This is a genomic window from Paraburkholderia phenoliruptrix (assembly GCF_902859825.1).
GTDB lineage: Bacteria > Pseudomonadota > Gammaproteobacteria > Burkholderiales > Burkholderiaceae > Paraburkholderia > Paraburkholderia phenoliruptrix.
In genome coordinates, this window is record NZ_CADIKB010000002.1 from 252563 (window position 1) to 268428 (window position 15866).

17 protein-coding genes are annotated in these 15866 nt (G+C 63.4%); 12 read left to right on the forward strand and 5 right to left on the reverse strand.

Annotation, left to right across the window (positions count from 1 at the left end; translation table 11 throughout):
* Positions 1-376: 376 nt before the first annotated feature.
* A complete protein-coding gene (locus tag HV711_RS03915; protein WP_035484641.1) occupies positions 377-1450 on the forward strand; it encodes a porin in 1074 nt (357 codons plus the stop codon).
* Between the two features lie 13 nt (positions 1451-1463).
* On the opposite strand, the gene HV711_RS03920 is transcribed toward HV711_RS03915, so the two are convergent.
* On the reverse strand, positions 1464-2420 hold the full coding sequence (locus HV711_RS03920; RefSeq protein ID WP_013591228.1) for an IclR family transcriptional regulator: 957 nt from the start codon (positions 2418-2420) through the stop codon (positions 1464-1466).
* A gap of 138 nt (positions 2421-2558) precedes the next feature.
* Between HV711_RS03920 and HV711_RS03925 the strand changes: the two genes are divergently transcribed.
* The 6 genes from HV711_RS03925 (at position 2559) to HV711_RS03950 (ending at position 7093) form a co-directional block, all read left to right on the forward strand.
* A complete protein-coding gene (locus tag HV711_RS03925; RefSeq protein WP_013591229.1) occupies positions 2559-2846 on the forward strand; it encodes a hypothetical protein in 288 nt (95 codons plus the stop codon).
* Between the two features lie 153 nt (positions 2847-2999).
* On the forward strand, positions 3000-4709 hold the full coding sequence (locus HV711_RS03930; protein WP_035484639.1) for an acid phosphatase: 1710 nt from the start codon (positions 3000-3002) through the stop codon (positions 4707-4709).
* 141 nt (positions 4710-4850) lie between these two features.
* A complete protein-coding gene (locus HV711_RS03935; protein WP_035484637.1) occupies positions 4851-5210 on the forward strand; it encodes a DUF3564 domain-containing protein in 360 nt (119 codons plus the stop codon).
* A 289-nt stretch (positions 5211-5499) separates the two neighbouring features.
* The gene (locus HV711_RS03940; protein ID WP_028361288.1) at positions 5500-6249 is read left to right on the forward strand and encodes a DNA/RNA non-specific endonuclease; all 750 of its coding nucleotides are present in this window, start codon (positions 5500-5502) and stop codon (positions 6247-6249) included.
* Entirely contained in the window at positions 6242-6502 is a 261-nt protein-coding gene (locus tag HV711_RS03945; RefSeq protein ID WP_013591233.1) for a hypothetical protein, read from the forward strand. Before HV711_RS03940 ends, HV711_RS03945 begins: the two co-directional genes overlap by 8 nt.
* 213 nt (positions 6503-6715) lie before the next feature.
* Entirely contained in the window at positions 6716-7093 is a 378-nt protein-coding gene (locus HV711_RS03950) for a hypothetical protein (protein ID WP_028361289.1), read from the forward strand.
* Between the two features lie 171 nt (positions 7094-7264).
* Here the strand turns inward: HV711_RS03950 and HV711_RS03955 are convergent, their stop codons facing one another.
* Positions 7265-7981 carry a Crp/Fnr family transcriptional regulator gene (locus tag HV711_RS03955; protein ID WP_028361290.1) on the reverse strand — a complete coding sequence of 239 codons (717 nt, stop codon included), beginning with the start codon at positions 7979-7981 and terminating at the stop codon, positions 7265-7267.
* 90 nt (positions 7982-8071) lie between these two features.
* On the opposite strand from HV711_RS03955, the gene HV711_RS03960 reads away from it, so the two are divergent.
* Positions 8072-8611, forward strand: coding sequence for an Mpo1 family 2-hydroxy fatty acid dioxygenase (locus HV711_RS03960; protein ID WP_028361291.1), 540 nt, complete (start codon positions 8072-8074; stop codon positions 8609-8611).
* Positions 8612-8654: 43 nt separating this feature from the next.
* On the opposite strand, the gene rarD is transcribed toward HV711_RS03960, so the two are convergent.
* A complete protein-coding gene (gene rarD / locus HV711_RS03965) occupies positions 8655-9545 on the reverse strand; it encodes an EamA family transporter RarD (protein ID WP_035484635.1) in 891 nt (296 codons plus the stop codon).
* A 441-nt stretch (positions 9546-9986) separates the two neighbouring features.
* Between rarD and egtD the strand changes: the two genes are divergently transcribed.
* A complete protein-coding gene (gene egtD, locus HV711_RS03970; RefSeq protein WP_035484634.1) occupies positions 9987-10967 on the forward strand; it encodes an L-histidine N(alpha)-methyltransferase in 981 nt (326 codons plus the stop codon).
* Between the two features lie 178 nt (positions 10968-11145).
* Here the strand turns inward: egtD and HV711_RS03975 are convergent, their stop codons facing one another.
* Complete coding sequence (locus HV711_RS03975; RefSeq protein WP_013591239.1) at positions 11146-11439, reverse strand: acylphosphatase; 294 nt, start codon at positions 11437-11439, stop codon at positions 11146-11148.
* Positions 11440-11621: 182 nt separating this feature from the next.
* Between HV711_RS03975 and hpnA the strand changes: the two genes are divergently transcribed.
* Entirely contained in the window at positions 11622-12632 is a 1011-nt protein-coding gene (gene hpnA / locus HV711_RS03980; protein WP_028361294.1) for a hopanoid-associated sugar epimerase, read from the forward strand.
* 93 nt (positions 12633-12725) lie between these two features.
* The gene (locus HV711_RS03985) at positions 12726-13277 is read left to right on the forward strand and encodes a hypothetical protein (RefSeq protein WP_035484632.1); all 552 of its coding nucleotides are present in this window, start codon (positions 12726-12728) and stop codon (positions 13275-13277) included.
* Positions 13278-13376: 99 nt separating this feature from the next.
* Here the strand turns inward: HV711_RS03985 and HV711_RS03990 are convergent, their stop codons facing one another.
* Positions 13377-14558 carry a glycosyltransferase gene (locus tag HV711_RS03990; RefSeq protein WP_035484631.1) on the reverse strand — a complete coding sequence of 394 codons (1182 nt, stop codon included), beginning with the start codon at positions 14556-14558 and terminating at the stop codon, positions 13377-13379.
* Between the two features lie 362 nt (positions 14559-14920).
* On the opposite strand from HV711_RS03990, the gene ispH reads away from it, so the two are divergent.
* Positions 14921-15865, forward strand: a complete 945-nt coding sequence (gene ispH, locus HV711_RS03995) for a 4-hydroxy-3-methylbut-2-enyl diphosphate reductase (RefSeq protein ID WP_035484629.1) — start codon at positions 14921-14923, stop codon at positions 15863-15865.
* Position 15866 lies beyond the last annotated feature (1 nt).

The following is a 15866-nucleotide window of genomic DNA, read 5'->3' on the forward strand; positions in this document are numbered from 1 at the left end:
TAGGAGCGGCCTTCGGGCGAGCAAATAAAAATCTCATGCGTTAGGGGAAAACACTGACTGCAGTCTTCACAAGACTGCATTGCACGATGCGCGGCGACGGCCGCGAGCGCCGGGAAACCTTACCGTACGGGCATTCGCCGCTAACAAAGAGACTTCGGACTGGAAACGATCCGGGTTTGTACGGACACCGAAAATTTATTTTGACGGCTTGGGAAGTCACTATACTTTTCCATAGGCGATACGAACGCCCATAGGTGGAACGAATGCAGCGCAGTTTTCCGGCGCGAAACGCGAAGACTGCATCAACCCAAAAGCATGGGATCGGAAGCGGCGGAAAAGGCGCGCGCTGTCCGTCGTGCGATCAGGAGAACCAACGGTGAAGCACATTATTGCGGCCGGCTTGACGGCCATCTGCGCGACGACAGGCGCATGGGCACAGAGCAGCGTCACGTTATACGGCAGCCTGGATGCCGGTATTGCCTACATCAGCAATGCGGGCGGCCACTCAAAGTGGATCGAGGAGCAAGGCAACATGCAGCCGGACCGCTGGGGCCTGAAGGGCGTCGAAGATCTGGGCGGCGGGCTGAAGACGGTCTTTCAGTTGGAGAACGGCTTCTATACGAACACGGGCGCGTTTGCCAAAGCGGGCACGCTGTTCAATCGCCAGGCGTTTGTGGGTTTGAATTCGGACCGGATCGGCACATTGACCTTGGGTCATCAGACGCCGTTCAGCTTCGACGTGCTGGGCCCGTTGAGCACCGCCTATCTCGCCGCGAGCTGGTACGCGTTCCATCCTGGCAATATCGACGAACTCGCCGACACGGGCGTCGTGCCGTTCGACAATTCGGTGAAGTTCCGCTCCGCGAGCTTCAGCGGCTTTTCGTTTGGCGCGATGATGGGCCTCGGCAACACGACGAACTTCTCCACCGGGAAAACGCTGAGCTTTGCGCTTAGCTATGCGAACGGTCCGTTCAAGGCCGGTGCGACCTATGCGAACGAGCACAATCGCACGCCCTCTGTTGTGACCACGGGCATCACCAGTTTCCAGGGCGTGGCAGCGGCGAACTATAGCGCCGACAAAGTGCAGAACATGGGCGCGGGCGCGTCATACCAGTTCGGCAAGCTGCTCGTGCATGGCCTCTATACGCGGGTGAAACTGCAGTCGGCGGGACATTCGGACACCTATCAAAGCTACGACGTGGGCGCGAACTACCAGTTCACGCCGTTTAACAGCGTGTCCGGTGGCGCCGCGACCACCACGCTCGCCGGGCACCGCTGGACGCAGTTCGAAATCGGCGACGTGTATGCGTTGTCGAAGACGACGCAGGTGTACGTGAACGCGCTGTATGAGCGCGCGGGCTCCAACACGGACGCCGCTTTCTTCACGGCGGGGGTGTCGAGCGGCCGGAATCAGACCATCATTCTGACCGGCATTCACCACTCGTTCTGACGACGAGGCCGGGCTAGCTCGCCGCGACTGGTTTGCGGCGAGCCTGCAGTGCCGTTGGATCGTCCGGCCGTGGCCGGTGGCCAAGGCGTTCGGACAACTCGAGCGCGGCCTGGCAAACTGCGGCGATGAGCGGATCGCGCTCGTCGGCCTCGCCAAGGTCGGAGCGCGGAATCGTAACCGTCAAGGCGGCGGCAATCTTGCCGCTCTGATCGCGCACCGGCGCGCTCACCACCGAAATGCCCCGCTCGAACGACGCCTCGCTGAGCGCATAGCCGAGCGCCGCGCTTTCGCGCACTCTTCCATACAGTTCTTCGACCGTCGCCGGCGTACGTTCGGTGAAGCGTTCGAGTTGCGGCTCGGGATACAGGCGCCGCAATTCGTCGAAAGTCAGATCGCCCATCAGCACCTGGCCATGCACCGTTGCGTGTGCCGGCAAACGCGTGCCCACATGCACTTTCACTGAACTGAACATGGGCTCGTGCGTTTGCGCCTTGCCGACGAACACGACGTCGCGTTGATCGCGAATCAGCAGATGCGAACTCAAGCCTGTGGCGTCGCGCAGGCGTTCGAGGATCGGCGTGCCGACGTCGGTTAGTTCGAGCGAGTTCAGATATTCGAAACCGAGCCGCAGCACCGCGACGCTCAGGCGGAAATAGCGGTCGCCGTTCACTCGCTCCAGGAAGCCGAGTGCTTCGAGCGTCTGCAACAAACGGAAGGTGGTGGTTCGCGGAATGCCGATGCGTTTGGAGAGTTCCGGCGCGCCGAGCACCGGTTCGCGTGCGCTGAATTCGGCGAGGATGCGCAGGCCGCGCTCGAGGCCCGGCACCAGATAGGTCGAGCCCGCGGCGCTGTCTTCGTCGTTGGCGGCTTCATGCACGGGCGACAGCGCGTCGTCGTGCGAAGCCGGCGCTGCCGCGGCACGTGGCCTCGCCTGCTTGCGTCCCGCTCCGGTCTGGTCTTCTTTTGCCATCTTCGCTGCCGTTTTCTGCTGTTCATCGAGGTCAGATCAGCATCATAACGTCTTTGCGGTGCTATGCTTTGATGCGGTCCGCTGCGCGAGGCCTCGTTGCCGCGCCTTCATACCGCTCAAGCGTCGGAGGCCACGCTCATGTCCAATTCCGTGCAGATCCAGGTTGCCGATTCGCATCTTTATCCCGGGTGCGCCGTGCATATCGCCCACTTGCCGGAACCCGCGCGGGCGGCCGCCGCGGTCGTCGAATTCGCCGACGGCTCCGGTGCCAACGCCACTTGCCATCTGCGCGCGCACGACGAACTGGAATTGACCGTCGACGGCTACGCCACTCAAACGCGCCACCCCGTCAACGCGAGACATTGGCTGCTGCTCGCCGTCGATGCAACGCACAACAGTTGGCGCGTCAAGCGTCGCTTGCCCTAGCTGCCCGACACCGCATCACATCCCGCAGTAAGCCGGAGCGGTCTTCCGGTGCAAACTTCCGCCGTACCTTGCGCAGAATCGTAGCGACCGCCGGCGCCCCGCGCGCCGCCCCGAGCCGCATTTGACGCTCGTCACGCATTCCGGAACCGACCGATGACAGACCACGACTCCTCCCTGCCGCCGAACCCCGGCAGCGCCGACCACGCCACCCACGCCACCGACGATCCGCACAACCCCGAGCGCCGCCGCGTGCTGACCGGTCTTGCGGCGGTCGGCCTCGGCCTCGCGCTGACCGGCTGCAAGACCGACGAAATCGCCAACGCCGCCACGCCGCGCAACGCCGCGGATATCCGGCTCGACGCTGCTCTGCACGATCAGGTCAAACAGATCGTGGTGATCTACGCGGAAAACCGCAGCTTCGCCAATCTCTACGGCAATTTTCCAGGCATCCAGCATCCGCTCGATGCAGTGAGCGCCGAGCGTTCGCTGCAACTCGACCGCGACGGCAAAACGCCGCTGCCGCGCCTGCCGGCCATCTGGGGCGGCCTCGTTCCGCAAGCGCAGGAAGTGGACGGCAAGCGCTACATGATCGGCCAGAACGACATCGGCAATCTGCGCAATGGGCCGTTCCATCTGACCGACGCGCACGGCGCGCCGCTGCCCACGGGCGTGATCACGCGCGATCTGGTGCATCGCTTCTATCAGAACCAGATGCAGATCAACGCCGGCCGCAATAACCAGTTCGCGGCGTGGGGCGATTCGGGCGGCCTCGTCATGGGCCATTACCGCAATTCTGCCGACACGCTCAAGCTCTGGAGTCTCGCGCAGCAGTACACGCTGTGCGATAACTTTTTCATGGCCGCGTTCGGCGGCTCCTGGCTGAATCACATCTTTCTGATTTCAGCGCAGGCACCGTTTTATCCGGACATCCACAACAGTCCGGCGAAAAAAATGGTGTCCGTCGTCGAAGGCGACGATCCCACCGGCACGCGGCTGAAGCTCGCGGCGGACTCGCCCGCGTCGGCGCTCGACGGCCCGCCGAAGTTCGTCAACGACGGCGCATTCACCGCCGACGGCTACGCGGTCAACACCATGGCGCCGCCGTATCAGCCGAGCAACGTGCGCCCCGCGTTAGGCGGCGACCCGGCATTCGCGGACGCAGCGAATCCGCGCGTGCTGCCGCCGCAAAACTACGCGACGATCGGCGACCGTCTCTCGGACAAGGGTGTCGACTGGGCCTGGTACAGCGGCGCGTGGCAATACGCGCTGGAACATCAGGACACGGGCGCGGTGCCCGACTTCCAGTATCACCACCAGCCCTTCAACTACTTCGCCAACTACGCGCCCGGCACCGCTGCGCGGCGCAAATATTTGCGCGATGCGGGTCTCGGCAGCGATCCGTCGACCAACCATTTCATCGCGGACATCGACGCGGGACGTCTGCCCACTGTGGCGTTCTACAAGCCGCAGGGTGATCTGAATATGCATGCCGGCTATGCCGACGTCGAAGCGGGCGACCGGCACATCGCACGCGTGATCGAGCATATCCAGCGAGGCCCGCAATGGGCCAACACGGTCGTGATCGTCACCGTCGACGAAAACGGCGGCTGGTGGGATCCGGTCGCGCCGCCGAAGGGCGACCGCTGGGGCCCCGGCTCGCGAATCCCCGCGCTCGTCATTTCGCCGCTCGCCAAGAAGGGCTACGTCGATCACACCGTGTACGACACCAACTCTATTCTTCGCTTTATCAGCCGCGTGCATGGACTCGCACCGCTCGACGGCGTCGTCGCGCGCGAGCGCGCATTTGCACGCAACGGTCTCGCGCCGCCCGGCGATTTGACGGCGCCGCTCGACCTCGCGTGAATGCAGTCGGAGAACGCGCCGCCGCGCGGCGCCTTCACGCGTATTTTTTAAAGCCCCGAAAGAGTCATACGTTTGCCTTGAATAACCGGTGCCGCGACATAGACTGATAAAGCAATTCTCCGCACTTCGCACGGAACTGATATGCGCCTCACTATCCTTATTAACGGTTCCGATCCCACCGTCAGTCACGACTATGCTGTTCTCTGGCTCGACACCGACCAACGCCGGTGGTCGAGGGAAGCGCATCAAGGGATCGATCTGCCCCCGTGGGGCGAATTACACGACGAAGACGGCGTGACGACACTCTGCGCCCCAAGTAACAACGCGCCGCTTTGCACGCTGCGCGGCCTGCACGTGGACCGCAAACAGCGTGTGAGCGCGGCACAAGGCGACGCCGCGTGGACCGCGCTGCGCAACCGCACACCGACAAGCGGCTTCTGGCGCTTGCAAGCAGTGGATCGTCACAACGTGCACGCTGAAAATAGCGTGTTCGGCAATTAATTCCAGCGTCTTTTCCCCTGCCGGTCGAAATTCCCACGCGCGCGCCGAGCGGCCCGCGCGCGGGCATTTTTTGCGGCGTTGATGCTCTACGCGGTAACGCGCCGACCATTCTGCCTAACGCACGCATTTAAGCCCGTCTTAAGTTTGCGTACGTAAAGTTGGAGATCCACGCATTCGGGTCGCTGCAAGGCGACCCATTTTTTTGCCCGCGCGATTCTCGCAATCCCTGCTGTCCGGCGGTGCGCGCAACGCTATACTTTGCGCCCCTTCCCTCCTCACCGTTCGACACATGAAGAAGTGGTTCGCCTGCCTGCTCGTCGCGTTTGCCGCTCACGCCAGCGCGGCGCCTTCCTGCACCCAGTTCACACCGAATGCGCAATGGCCGGTTCTGACCAATCAGAAGATGGCGCCGAAAACGCGCATGCTGTGCTACAGCGATTTCGCCGTCATGCATTCGGGTATCACGCACGGTCCGTTGTGGTCCGCCGAACATCTGACGCGCGACCATATCGAAGCCGCGAAAGACATGGTGCGCACCAACAAGTTTTTCGAAGAAGAGCGCTTGCCCGACGGCGAAGGCGCGACGCTCGCCGACTACCGGCGCAGCGGCTTCGATCGCGGACATATGAGTCCCGCGGGTAATCGCTGGAATGCCGAAGCGATGGCGCAATCGTTTTCGCTCGCCAACATCGTGCCGCAAAATCGCGAGAACAATCAGCGCTTGTGGGCGCGCATCGAAACGTCCGTGCGTAAAATCGCCGTTGCGTATGACGACACCTATGTCGTCACCGGGCCCATGTTCAGCGGCCGGCAACTGCAGACCATCGGACCCTCGCGCGTGTTCGTGCCGACGCAGCTTTTCAAGGCGGTCTACGTGCCCTCGCGGCAACTTGCGTTCGCGGTCGTGGTCGACAATGTATCGACGAACCGCTACGAAATCAGGACGATTCACGAACTCGAGGCAGCATCGGGTATCCGCTTTCCGGGCATTCCGGAGAACCTCAAAGATCAGCGACCGGGAGGACTCAAAGGTGTTTAAACCCTATTCGAACGATGACGACGTGCTCAACATCCAGGGCGACGCACTGACTGTGAGCAACGGCACGACGCGCGTCGTACTCAACGGCACGCTCGAACTCACGCAGGATCAGCGCGGGCTGAAGGCGGCGCTCGCACTCAAAGAAGCCGTGGATGCCATCGTCGCGGCATTGCAGGCGCATCCTGGGTTGCCCGCCAAAGTGAAGGACGAGCCGGATGAAAAACCGGGCGTCGTTCAAAACCCGTTTCAATGACGTTTAAGAATCGTCAGACGAGGCGGAAGCAAAAAGGCTTAAAGCGTCTTCAGCACCCCGATATGTTTCAGCGGTTGTGCTGTCGTTACGTTTTGTCACCAGAGCATCGTCAACTGCTGTCTTCCGGGCTGCGTTAAACCGGCAGCGCTGAACAAATCAGCCGCGGTCAGGATCCTCCAACAGGAATCCACCGGTTAAACAAGGAGTCAAACCATGAAGACGCTTTTCGCCGCTCTCGCTTCCGCTGTGCTCGTGTCGACTGCTTTCGCCCAAACGGCGGCACCGGCATCGTCCCCCTCCGCGCAGCCCGCACAAACGCAGTCCGCCGGCCAGGCGAATCTGAAGGCGAGCACCGCCGTGCAAACCGGTGCATCGGATGACAGCGCGGCTACGACCAAAGCGCCTTCCAAAGCCACTGCAAAGTCGCATGTGAAGACGTCGTCGAAGCACGTGGCGAAGCATCACAAAGCCGTGAAGAAAACGCCGGCCGATTCGAGCGCAGCGAAAGCGAAAACGGACAGCACGCAGCAAACCAGCAATGCACCGGTGAACGCCGACGGCGCAAAGACCGACACGACCAAAACGCAATAACACGTGTACGGTTTCGGCGCGCACCGGCCACATGTGCACTAAAAGATAGAAGCCAATAATCGAAGCCGGGCCAGGCCGTTCAGGGAGGGCGAGTCGTATGACTCGCCTTTTTTATGCGCTTATGCGGCGTGGATTAGTCCAGGCGGCCGCCGTGCGGCGCCTACGCGCGCGCTACTGATCCGAACTTCCGTTCAGTTGTGCGAACTCTCCGAGCCTGCGGGCGTCGACGATCTCTATTTCCGCGTAGCCAAGCTTCAACGCGCCCTGCGTTTCAAACTGCTTGAGCACCTGATTGATGGTCTGCCGCGACAGCGCCAGCATCATCGCGAGATCTTCCTGCGGCACGGGGATCACGCGCCGCAGCGCGCCCGCTTCTCCATACCCGCCCGCCATCAGCAGCAGCCGACGCGCGACGCGCTGCGCAGCCGGCAGCAACGCCGCTTCTTCTATCGCGTCGAAGGCAAGACGCAGCTTGTGCGTGAGCAGCAAGCCGAACGTGTGCCAATAGGCCGGCGTGCGTTCGAGCAGCGCCGCGAGTGCGGCGCGCGGCACATGAAACAGCTCGGTGTCGCGCTCGGCATACGCGTCGTGCGTTCGCGGACGATTGTCAAACAGCGCGATTTCGCCGAACCAGTTCATCGGCTCGATGACCGCAAGCAACGCTTCCTTGCCGCTCACACTCGCGGCGCCGATTCGCATCAAGCCGCTGAGCACGCAATAGAGGCCGTCGTCGGAATCGCCGCGCGTGAAGAGACGCTCGCCGGCAGCGAGTCGCTTCAGGCGGCCTGCTTCGACCAATTGCGCCTGCAACGCCGCCGGGGCCGAGCGAAACCATGCGCTGGCAGCGAGCCGCGCGGCAAGCTGGACGGAACGAAGAGTTGCGGTCATTGAATCGCGCCTATGCCGATTGTCGGCTACCCGATGGTTTCCAATCTCGATCGCCGCGATTATGCTGGCTTTGACCGAGGAGCGGCATCCATGAGAACGCTGACACAACAGCTTACGCACTATGCGGCCTACCATCGCGACAGGCGCAATATCGCCACGCATTTCGTCGGCATTCCGATGATCGTGCTGGCGTTGGCCGTCCTGTTGAGTCGTCCCGCTTTCGCGCTCGCCGCGCTGCCGGTCACGCTATCGCCGGCGTGGCTGCTGTTCGTCGCGGCCACGCTCTATTACCTGGTGCTCGACGTCCCGCTCGGTCTGATGATGGCAGCGGTGTCAGCACTGTGCGTCGCATTCGGCCAGTGGATCGCGGCGCAGTCCACGCTGGTCTGGCTCGCAACGGGCGTTGGCCTCTTCGTGATCGGCTGGGTGTTTCAGTTTATCGGGCACGTGGCGTACGAGCATCGCAAACCGGCTTTCGTCGACGATGTGATCGGCCTGCTGATCGGACCGCTGTTCGTGCTCGCCGAAGCGCTGTTCGAAATCGGCTGGCGGCCCGCATTGCGTGACGCGATAGAGCGCGAAGCGGGACCGACGCGCGTCAACCCGAACCGCGCCGCCGCGCATCGCTAAACGCGTGCCGCGCCGTACGATGCGCGGCGCGCCTTCCCCGAACTCAGCCGAAGCGTACGAACCGCATGCTGTGCAGCGCTGTCAATGCGACGGCGATCCAGATGGGGACGTAGGTCGCCAACTGCGCGCCGCTCAACGTTTCGCCGAGCAGCGTGATGGAGACCAGCACGAGCAATACCGGCTCCACATAGCCGAGAATGCCGAACAGTGCGACCGGCAACAGGCGGCTCGCGGTGAGATACGAAGCCAAAGCAAGCGTGCTCAGCGCGCCAAGGCCCGGCAGCAGCAGGAGCCACATGTCGAGCCGCCCGGAGATAAGCGCAAGCGATCCGCCGCTGACGATGAACGCAACCGCAGCAGGCACCAGCAAGATCATCTCGACAGTGAACACGGCGAGCGAATCGTACGGAATCTTGCGCCGCAACACAAAGTACGGCGGATAGCCGAGCGCGACCCACAGCGTCGGCCAGGAGAACGCGCCCGTCACCCACAATTCATGGCCAACGCCCACGGCCGCGCAGACGACGGCGGCCCACTGCAAACCGTCGAGGCGCTCGCGATAGTAGAAGCGCCCAACCAGCACCATCACGAGCGGCAGCAGGAAATAGCCGAGCGACACTTCGAGCATGCGCCCATGCAGCGGAGCCCAGAGAAAGATCCACAACTGCGCGCCGAGCAACGCGGCGGCCGCGATCATCGCGACGCCGAGCACGGGCTGCGTCACCATCCGGTAAAGAAGCTCGCGCAAAATCGGCAGACGTTTGCGCAACGCCACGAGCAACAGCGCGCCGGGCACCGTCCACACGATCCGCCACGCGAAAATATCGAGGCCGCTGAGCGGCGCGAGCAGCGTCGCATACGCAGACAGCGACGCGAACATCGCGCAGGCGCTCACCGATAGGGCAATGCCGCGCCTCGGCGAATACTGGTTCATGGTGCGGTCCGTGGCCCGATGCGCGGGTGCATCGCTGTGAGGGTGGTCATTCGACGTGAAGGTCCGTGAGCAAGCTGCGCATTCTAGCTGGATTACCGGCGTGTACTCCCTGCGCAGCCGCGCGGCCTGGTTTTTGAGGCGCGGGAGGGCGCGGAGCGGCAACAGCGGCGGCAAATTAATCCGTGCGCATCTCGCCGCAATGGACTAGAACATAACTTCACGCGCGCGAGACAAGCCGCGCGCGTTTGTCGGCAACGCAGCAGCAGCACCGCATCGCTCAAGCGCGAATCTTGCTTCGGTAGCTTGCTGCAGCGTTTGCAACATCCACGAGCCGGGCCGGCATGGCCGGACCCGCTTCCTTCGCGGCACGCGTCGATTTCCATCCGCCGTGCCGGCGTCCCGCCACGATCCCGCTCATCGAATGTGACTACTGGAGCCACCATGACCCAGCCAGCCCTCTCGCACGACGCATCGCCCGATCTGCGCTCAGCTTTCGCCGCCGACGTCCGCGCCGGCCTCACGCATACGCCGCAGAAAGAGCTGCCCTCCAAGTATCTGTACGACGAAGTCGGCTCCGCGTTGTTCGAAGTGATCACCGTGCTGCCCGAATACGGCGTGACGCGCGCCGAGGAGCGGCTGCTCGCGAAGCACGCGGCGGACATCGTCGAGCATCTGCCACACGACGTCACGGTCGCCGAACTCGGCAGCGGCAGCGGCCGCAAAACCCGCCGCATTCTTGAGGCGCTGTGTAAAAAGCGCCCTACTTCTTACTGCCCGATTGAAATTTCGCGCAGTGCGTTGCAGTTGTGCAGGCGCGAGCTGGGCGACATCGAACGTATTTCGATTGTGGGTTACGAGCGCGATTATCTGGCAGGCCTCGCAGAAGTCAGCAAGAAGCGCACGTCCGGCGAGCGCCTCCTCGTGCTGTTCCTTGGCAGTACGATCGGCAATTTCGGCAGACTCGCGGCAACGCGTTTTCTGCGCGACATCCGCAACATGCTCGCGCCCGGCGATGCCTTGCTGCTCGGCACCGACCTCATCAAGCCGACGCCCGTGCTGATTGCCGCTTACGACGACGCGATCGGCGTCACGGCGTCTTTCAACCTGAATCTGCTTGCGCGCATCAATCGCGAACTGGGCGGGGATTTTCCGCTCGATGCGTTCGAGCACGTCGCGCGTTTCAATCCGGACGCGCGCAGCATCGAAATGCATTTGCGTGCGAAGCGCGAGTTCACCGCGCACGTCAGCGCGGCGAATTTGACCGTGTCGCTCAACGCAGGCGAAACGATCTGGACGGAGAGCAGCCACAAATACCGCGCGGACGAAGTGCCGGCCATTGCCGACGACGCGGGTTTCGCGTGCAGCCATCAGTGGGTGGAAAGCGAGTGGGGATTCGCCGAAAGCCTGTTGGTCGCGCGCTAAGGGCTCGCGCCTTTTCTTGCGGACTACGTTTTTTGGGGCGCGGCCGATCGGGCGGCGCGTGTTCTTTTGAATCGCACCGCTTTTAGCGTCAGATGCACAGCAGTTGAATCTCAATGAAGCTCAACGCAGGCCGCCCAACGTTTTCGCAACGCCGAGCCGTTCCCGGCTCGCGCGCCGCTCAATGCTGCTCGAAGCGCTCATAGCGCTTTTCCGTCGCGCGCTCTTCGCCCGTCACTTCAGTCACGCGCGCCGCCGGCGGCCCGTGCCGCAGCCACGACAGCATCCGGTCGACCTGATTGGCCGCGCCCTGCAACACGGCTTCCACGGAGCCGTCGTCCAGATTCGCCACCCATCCTTTGATGCCGAGCGCATGCGCCTGGCGCACCGTCGCGTGACGAAAGCCGACGCCCTGCACGGTGCCGCGCACGCGCACGTAATACGTTTCGATCCGCTCATCCAGATCCGGTGCCATGCCGTTTTCTCCTCGCAATCTTTCAAGCCGGCATTCTAGTCGGGGCGCGGCGAGCTTGCCTGCCGAAGTTGCCTTGCGAGTTGCCTCGCGAGTTGCCTCGCGCCTGACGGCGCAGCCTCAGCGACACCGGCGCCGCGCGCCACGTACAATCCCCCGACTGTCACGCAGGAAACGGAAACAGAATGACCGAACAGAATGGCGATCTCGTGCTCGTGACCGGCGCATCCGGCTTCGTCGGCTCGTCGGTGGCGCGCATCGCGCAGCAGAAAGGCTTGAGAGTGCGCGTGCTCGTGCGCGCCACCAGTCCGCGGCAAAACGTCGAGTCGCTCGACGCGGAAATCGTCGTGGGCGATATGCGCGACGAAGCGTCGATGCGCAACGCGCTGCGCGGCGTGCGCTATCTGCTGCACGTCGCGGCAGATTACCGGCTGTGGGCGCCGGACCCGAGCGAGATCGAGCGCTCGAATCTGGAAGGCACCGAGGCCACCATGCGCGCGGCGTTGAAGGAAGGCGTCGAACGCATCGTCTACACGAGCAGCGTGGCTACGCTCAAGGTGACGAGCTCCGGGCATTCAGCCGATGAAACCTCGCCGCTGAAAGCCGATCAGGCCATCGGCGTGTACAAGCGCAGCAAGGTGCTGGCCGAGCGCGCCGTGGAGCGCATGATCGCAGAGGACGGCCTGCCCGCCGTCATCGTCAATCCATCGACGCCCATCGGCCCGCGCGACGTCAAGCCGACGCCGACCGGGCGCATCATCGTCGAAGCAGCGCTCGGCAAAATTCCCGCGTTTGTCGATACCGGCCTGAACCTCGTGCACGTGGACGATGTGGCGGCCGGCCACTTTCTCGCGCTCGAGCGCGGCAAGATCGGCGAACGCTATATTCTCGGCGGCGAAAACCTGCCGCTGCAGCAGATGCTCGCGGATATCGCGGCGCTGACCGGCCGCAAGGCGCCCACTATCAGCTTGCCGCGCTGGCCGCTCTATCCGCTCGCGGTGGGCGCCGAAGCCGTCGCCAAGTTCACGAAACGCGAACCGTTCGTCACCGTCGACGGATTGAAGATGTCCAAAAACAAGATGTACTTCAGTTCCGCAAAAGCCGAGCGCGAACTGGGTTACCGGGCGCGGCCCTACCGCGAGGGTTTGAGCGACGCACTCGAATGGTTCCGCGGCGCAGGCTATCTGAAGGCGTAGCGCACGCATTTTGTTACAACGTCGCTGTGATTGCGAAAGGTAAAAGCCTGCGCGCAGCAGTTAAAATCGTGGGTCTTACCAGAGAAACCTCGCATGAACCTTCACGAACAGCTCGGCGCGCTGGAAGCGGGCGTCGATCAGCTCATTCAGGCTGTCGTGGCCCCGCAGGCCCAGAACATCCCCGAGACAGGCAACGAAAACGCCCCGCAAGAGGCCTCGGCGGACAAGTCGGTGTCCGCAGCGAAAACCGCGGCGGAACAGACCCAAACGGCCGGACCGCAAGCCGGTGCGGCCGAAGAGGCGGCGGCACCCGCGGCGCCGCTGCCCACGCTCGAAATCAATCGTCCGGCGCAGAACGAAATCACCATGACGATCGGCGGTCAGACGGTCGCGCTGCGTCCCGAGCAGGTCGGCAAGCTGATCGAGGAACTGTCGAACGCGCGCGCTTCCATGACCCCGGAACCGCCGCCGGGCATTCCGCCAGGCTGGCGTTTCGTGTCGACCAAGAACCCGGTCATGGCTGTGCAGAAGCAGTCGAACGGCGACCGTTTGCTGGTCATGCGCCATACCGGCCACGGCTGGGTGCCGTTCACTTTTTCGCCGGATATGGTGATTCAGCTCTACATGATGCTCACAAACAAGTGAAAAGCAGTCCCGGACAGGCAGAAAAAACGGCGCTCATGCGCCGTTTTTTTATGACCGCGCGGCGTTGCCGCCGCCCTCGTCCTGCAAACCGCCGACGCCTCAGCGCTCCTGCACGGGCGCCTGGACCCGCGCCTTCCATTGCCCGCCCTTGCCGCGCCAATAGCGCACCGCCGAAGCGAACGTCGCGCCGACATAGAACAGCGCGACGAGCGGCAGAAACGGCGCCCACAGCGGCGAGCGGCGGTAGTAGCTCAGCATCGGCGCATACGCGCAGCACATGGCCGCCCACGCGAGCCACGCTGGCCAGCCCGTGGGCCCGAGCACGAGCGCGGCGACCGGCGGCACCAGGTAGATGATCGCCATGCCGGCCAGCGTGCCCGCCAGCAGCAGCGGCGAATAATGCAGTTGCGTGAACGCCGTGCGCGCGATCATGTTCCAGATCTCGCGCCAGCTGTCGTAAGGGCGCAGCGACACGCTGCGCGCCGCCACGTCGAGCCGGATCGGATGACGCCCGGTGCCCCGATGCTTGATGCGCGCGCCAAGGCTGCAATCGTCGATCAGTTCCGCGCGGATCGACTCGATGCCGCCCGCTTCTTCCAGCGCGCTGCGGCGCACCAGCATGCAGCCGCCCGCCGCCGCCGCCGTGCGATTGCGCGGATTATTGACCCACGCGAACGGATACAGCTTGGCGAAGAAGAATACGAAAGCCGGAATCAGCGCCTTTTCCCAGAAGGAATCGCAGCGCAGACGCACCATCAGCGAGACGAGATCGCGTTTTTCCGCGTCGGCGCGGGCAACGAGCTGCGTGACGGCGTCCGCGGGATGGCCGATGTCGGCGTCCGTCAGCAGCAGAAAGTCCGCCGGCAAACCGAGCGTACGCACGGCCTCGATGCCTTGCGACTGCGCCCACACCTTGCCCGACCAGCCGGGCGGCAGCGGCTTGGCGCCCAGCACTGTGAGACGGTCGGGACATTGCAGTTGTAACGCCGCGGCGCGGGCGGCGTCGGCGGTGCCGTCGGTGCTGTGGTCGTCCACCACGATCACGTGGAAAGCGCCAGGATAATCCTGCTCGAGCAGCGTCGTGACGGCTTGCGCGATCACGTCGACCTCGTTGCGCGCGGGCACCACCGCGGCCACCGCCGGCCACGCGGCGCGCGGCCCGACAGCGAGCGGCGCGGCGGGGCGCGCGCGCCAGAAACCGCCGCGAGCGAACAGCAGCACAGCCCAGATCAGCAAGGACAAACACGAAAGAAAAAACAGAATGACCGGCACCCAGCCCATTAAGCGTTACCCTCTATTTCCGGCAAGCGTCGGAATGATTTTCGACGTGGGCGCGAAGCGCTCCACAGGACGACGTAGTTTAAGGGTTCCGCCAAACCGGTGCAGTGTGCAATTCTTGCCGCATAAATTAACGCGCAAGCTTCCGCAAAACGGCCGGCGCGCCCGCCGCAACTGCCGCGTCCGCCCAACACTGCGGCGGCCCGCCAAAGCAAAGCTGGCCTGATAGCGTTAGAATGCGCGTTTGGTTTTGCTGTACCGGCACGTCGCCGGAGCTCAAGACGTTAATTAATTAGATCGTCGCGGCGATAAAGTCAGAATTTCCGGCTTCCTCGAAACCCGCGTCAGTCGGAGTCCGCCAACTTATGCGAGTCATCCTTGCCCAACCCCGCGGCTTTTGTGCGGGCGTTGTTCGTGCAATCGAGATTGTCGATCGGGCGCTGCAGCAGCACGGCGCGCCCGTCTACGTGCGCCACGAAATTGTCCACAATCGGCACGTGGTCGACAATCTGCGCCAGAAAGGCGCGCGTTTCGTCGAGGAACTCGACGAAGTGCCTCAAGGCGCCGTGGCGATTTTCAGCGCGCATGGCGTCGCTCAAACGGTCGAACGCGACGCGGAAGCCCGCGGGCTCGACGTGCTCGACGCGACCTGCCCGCTCGTCACTAAAGTGCACGTGCAAGGGCGTCAATATGTGGCTGCCGGGCGCACGCTGATTTTGATCGGCCATGCGGGGCATCCGGAAGTGGAAGGCACGATCGGCCAGATTCCGGGCAAAGTGCTGCTGGTGCAAAGCGAAGCCGAAGTCGAGCATCTGGACCTGCCGGTCGACACGCCGCTCGCCTACGTGACGCAGACCACGCTTTCGGTGGACGATACGCGCGGCATTATCGACGCGTTGTTGCGCAAGTTCACCGACATCGTCGGGCCGGACACGCGCGACATCTGCTACGCGACGCAAAACCGCCAGGCGGCGGTGCGCGAGCTGAGCAAGCAGGTCGACGTATTGCTGGTGGTCGGCGCCACCAATAGTTCCAATTCGAACCGGCTGCGCGAAATCGGCAGCGAAAGCGGCGTGGCGAGCTACCTCGTCGCCGACGGTTCGGAAGTGAGGGCCGAGTGGTTTGCGAATGCGCAGACCATCGGCATCACGGCGGGTGCTTCGGCGCCCGAAGAAATGGTCAAGAACGTGATCGATGCGCTGAGCGCAATGGGACCCGTCGACGTCACGACGATGGCGGGCCGTGAAGAGAAGGTCGAATTCAAGTTGCCATCGAAGCTGATGCAACCACTCGCCGCACGCGAAGTTTAAG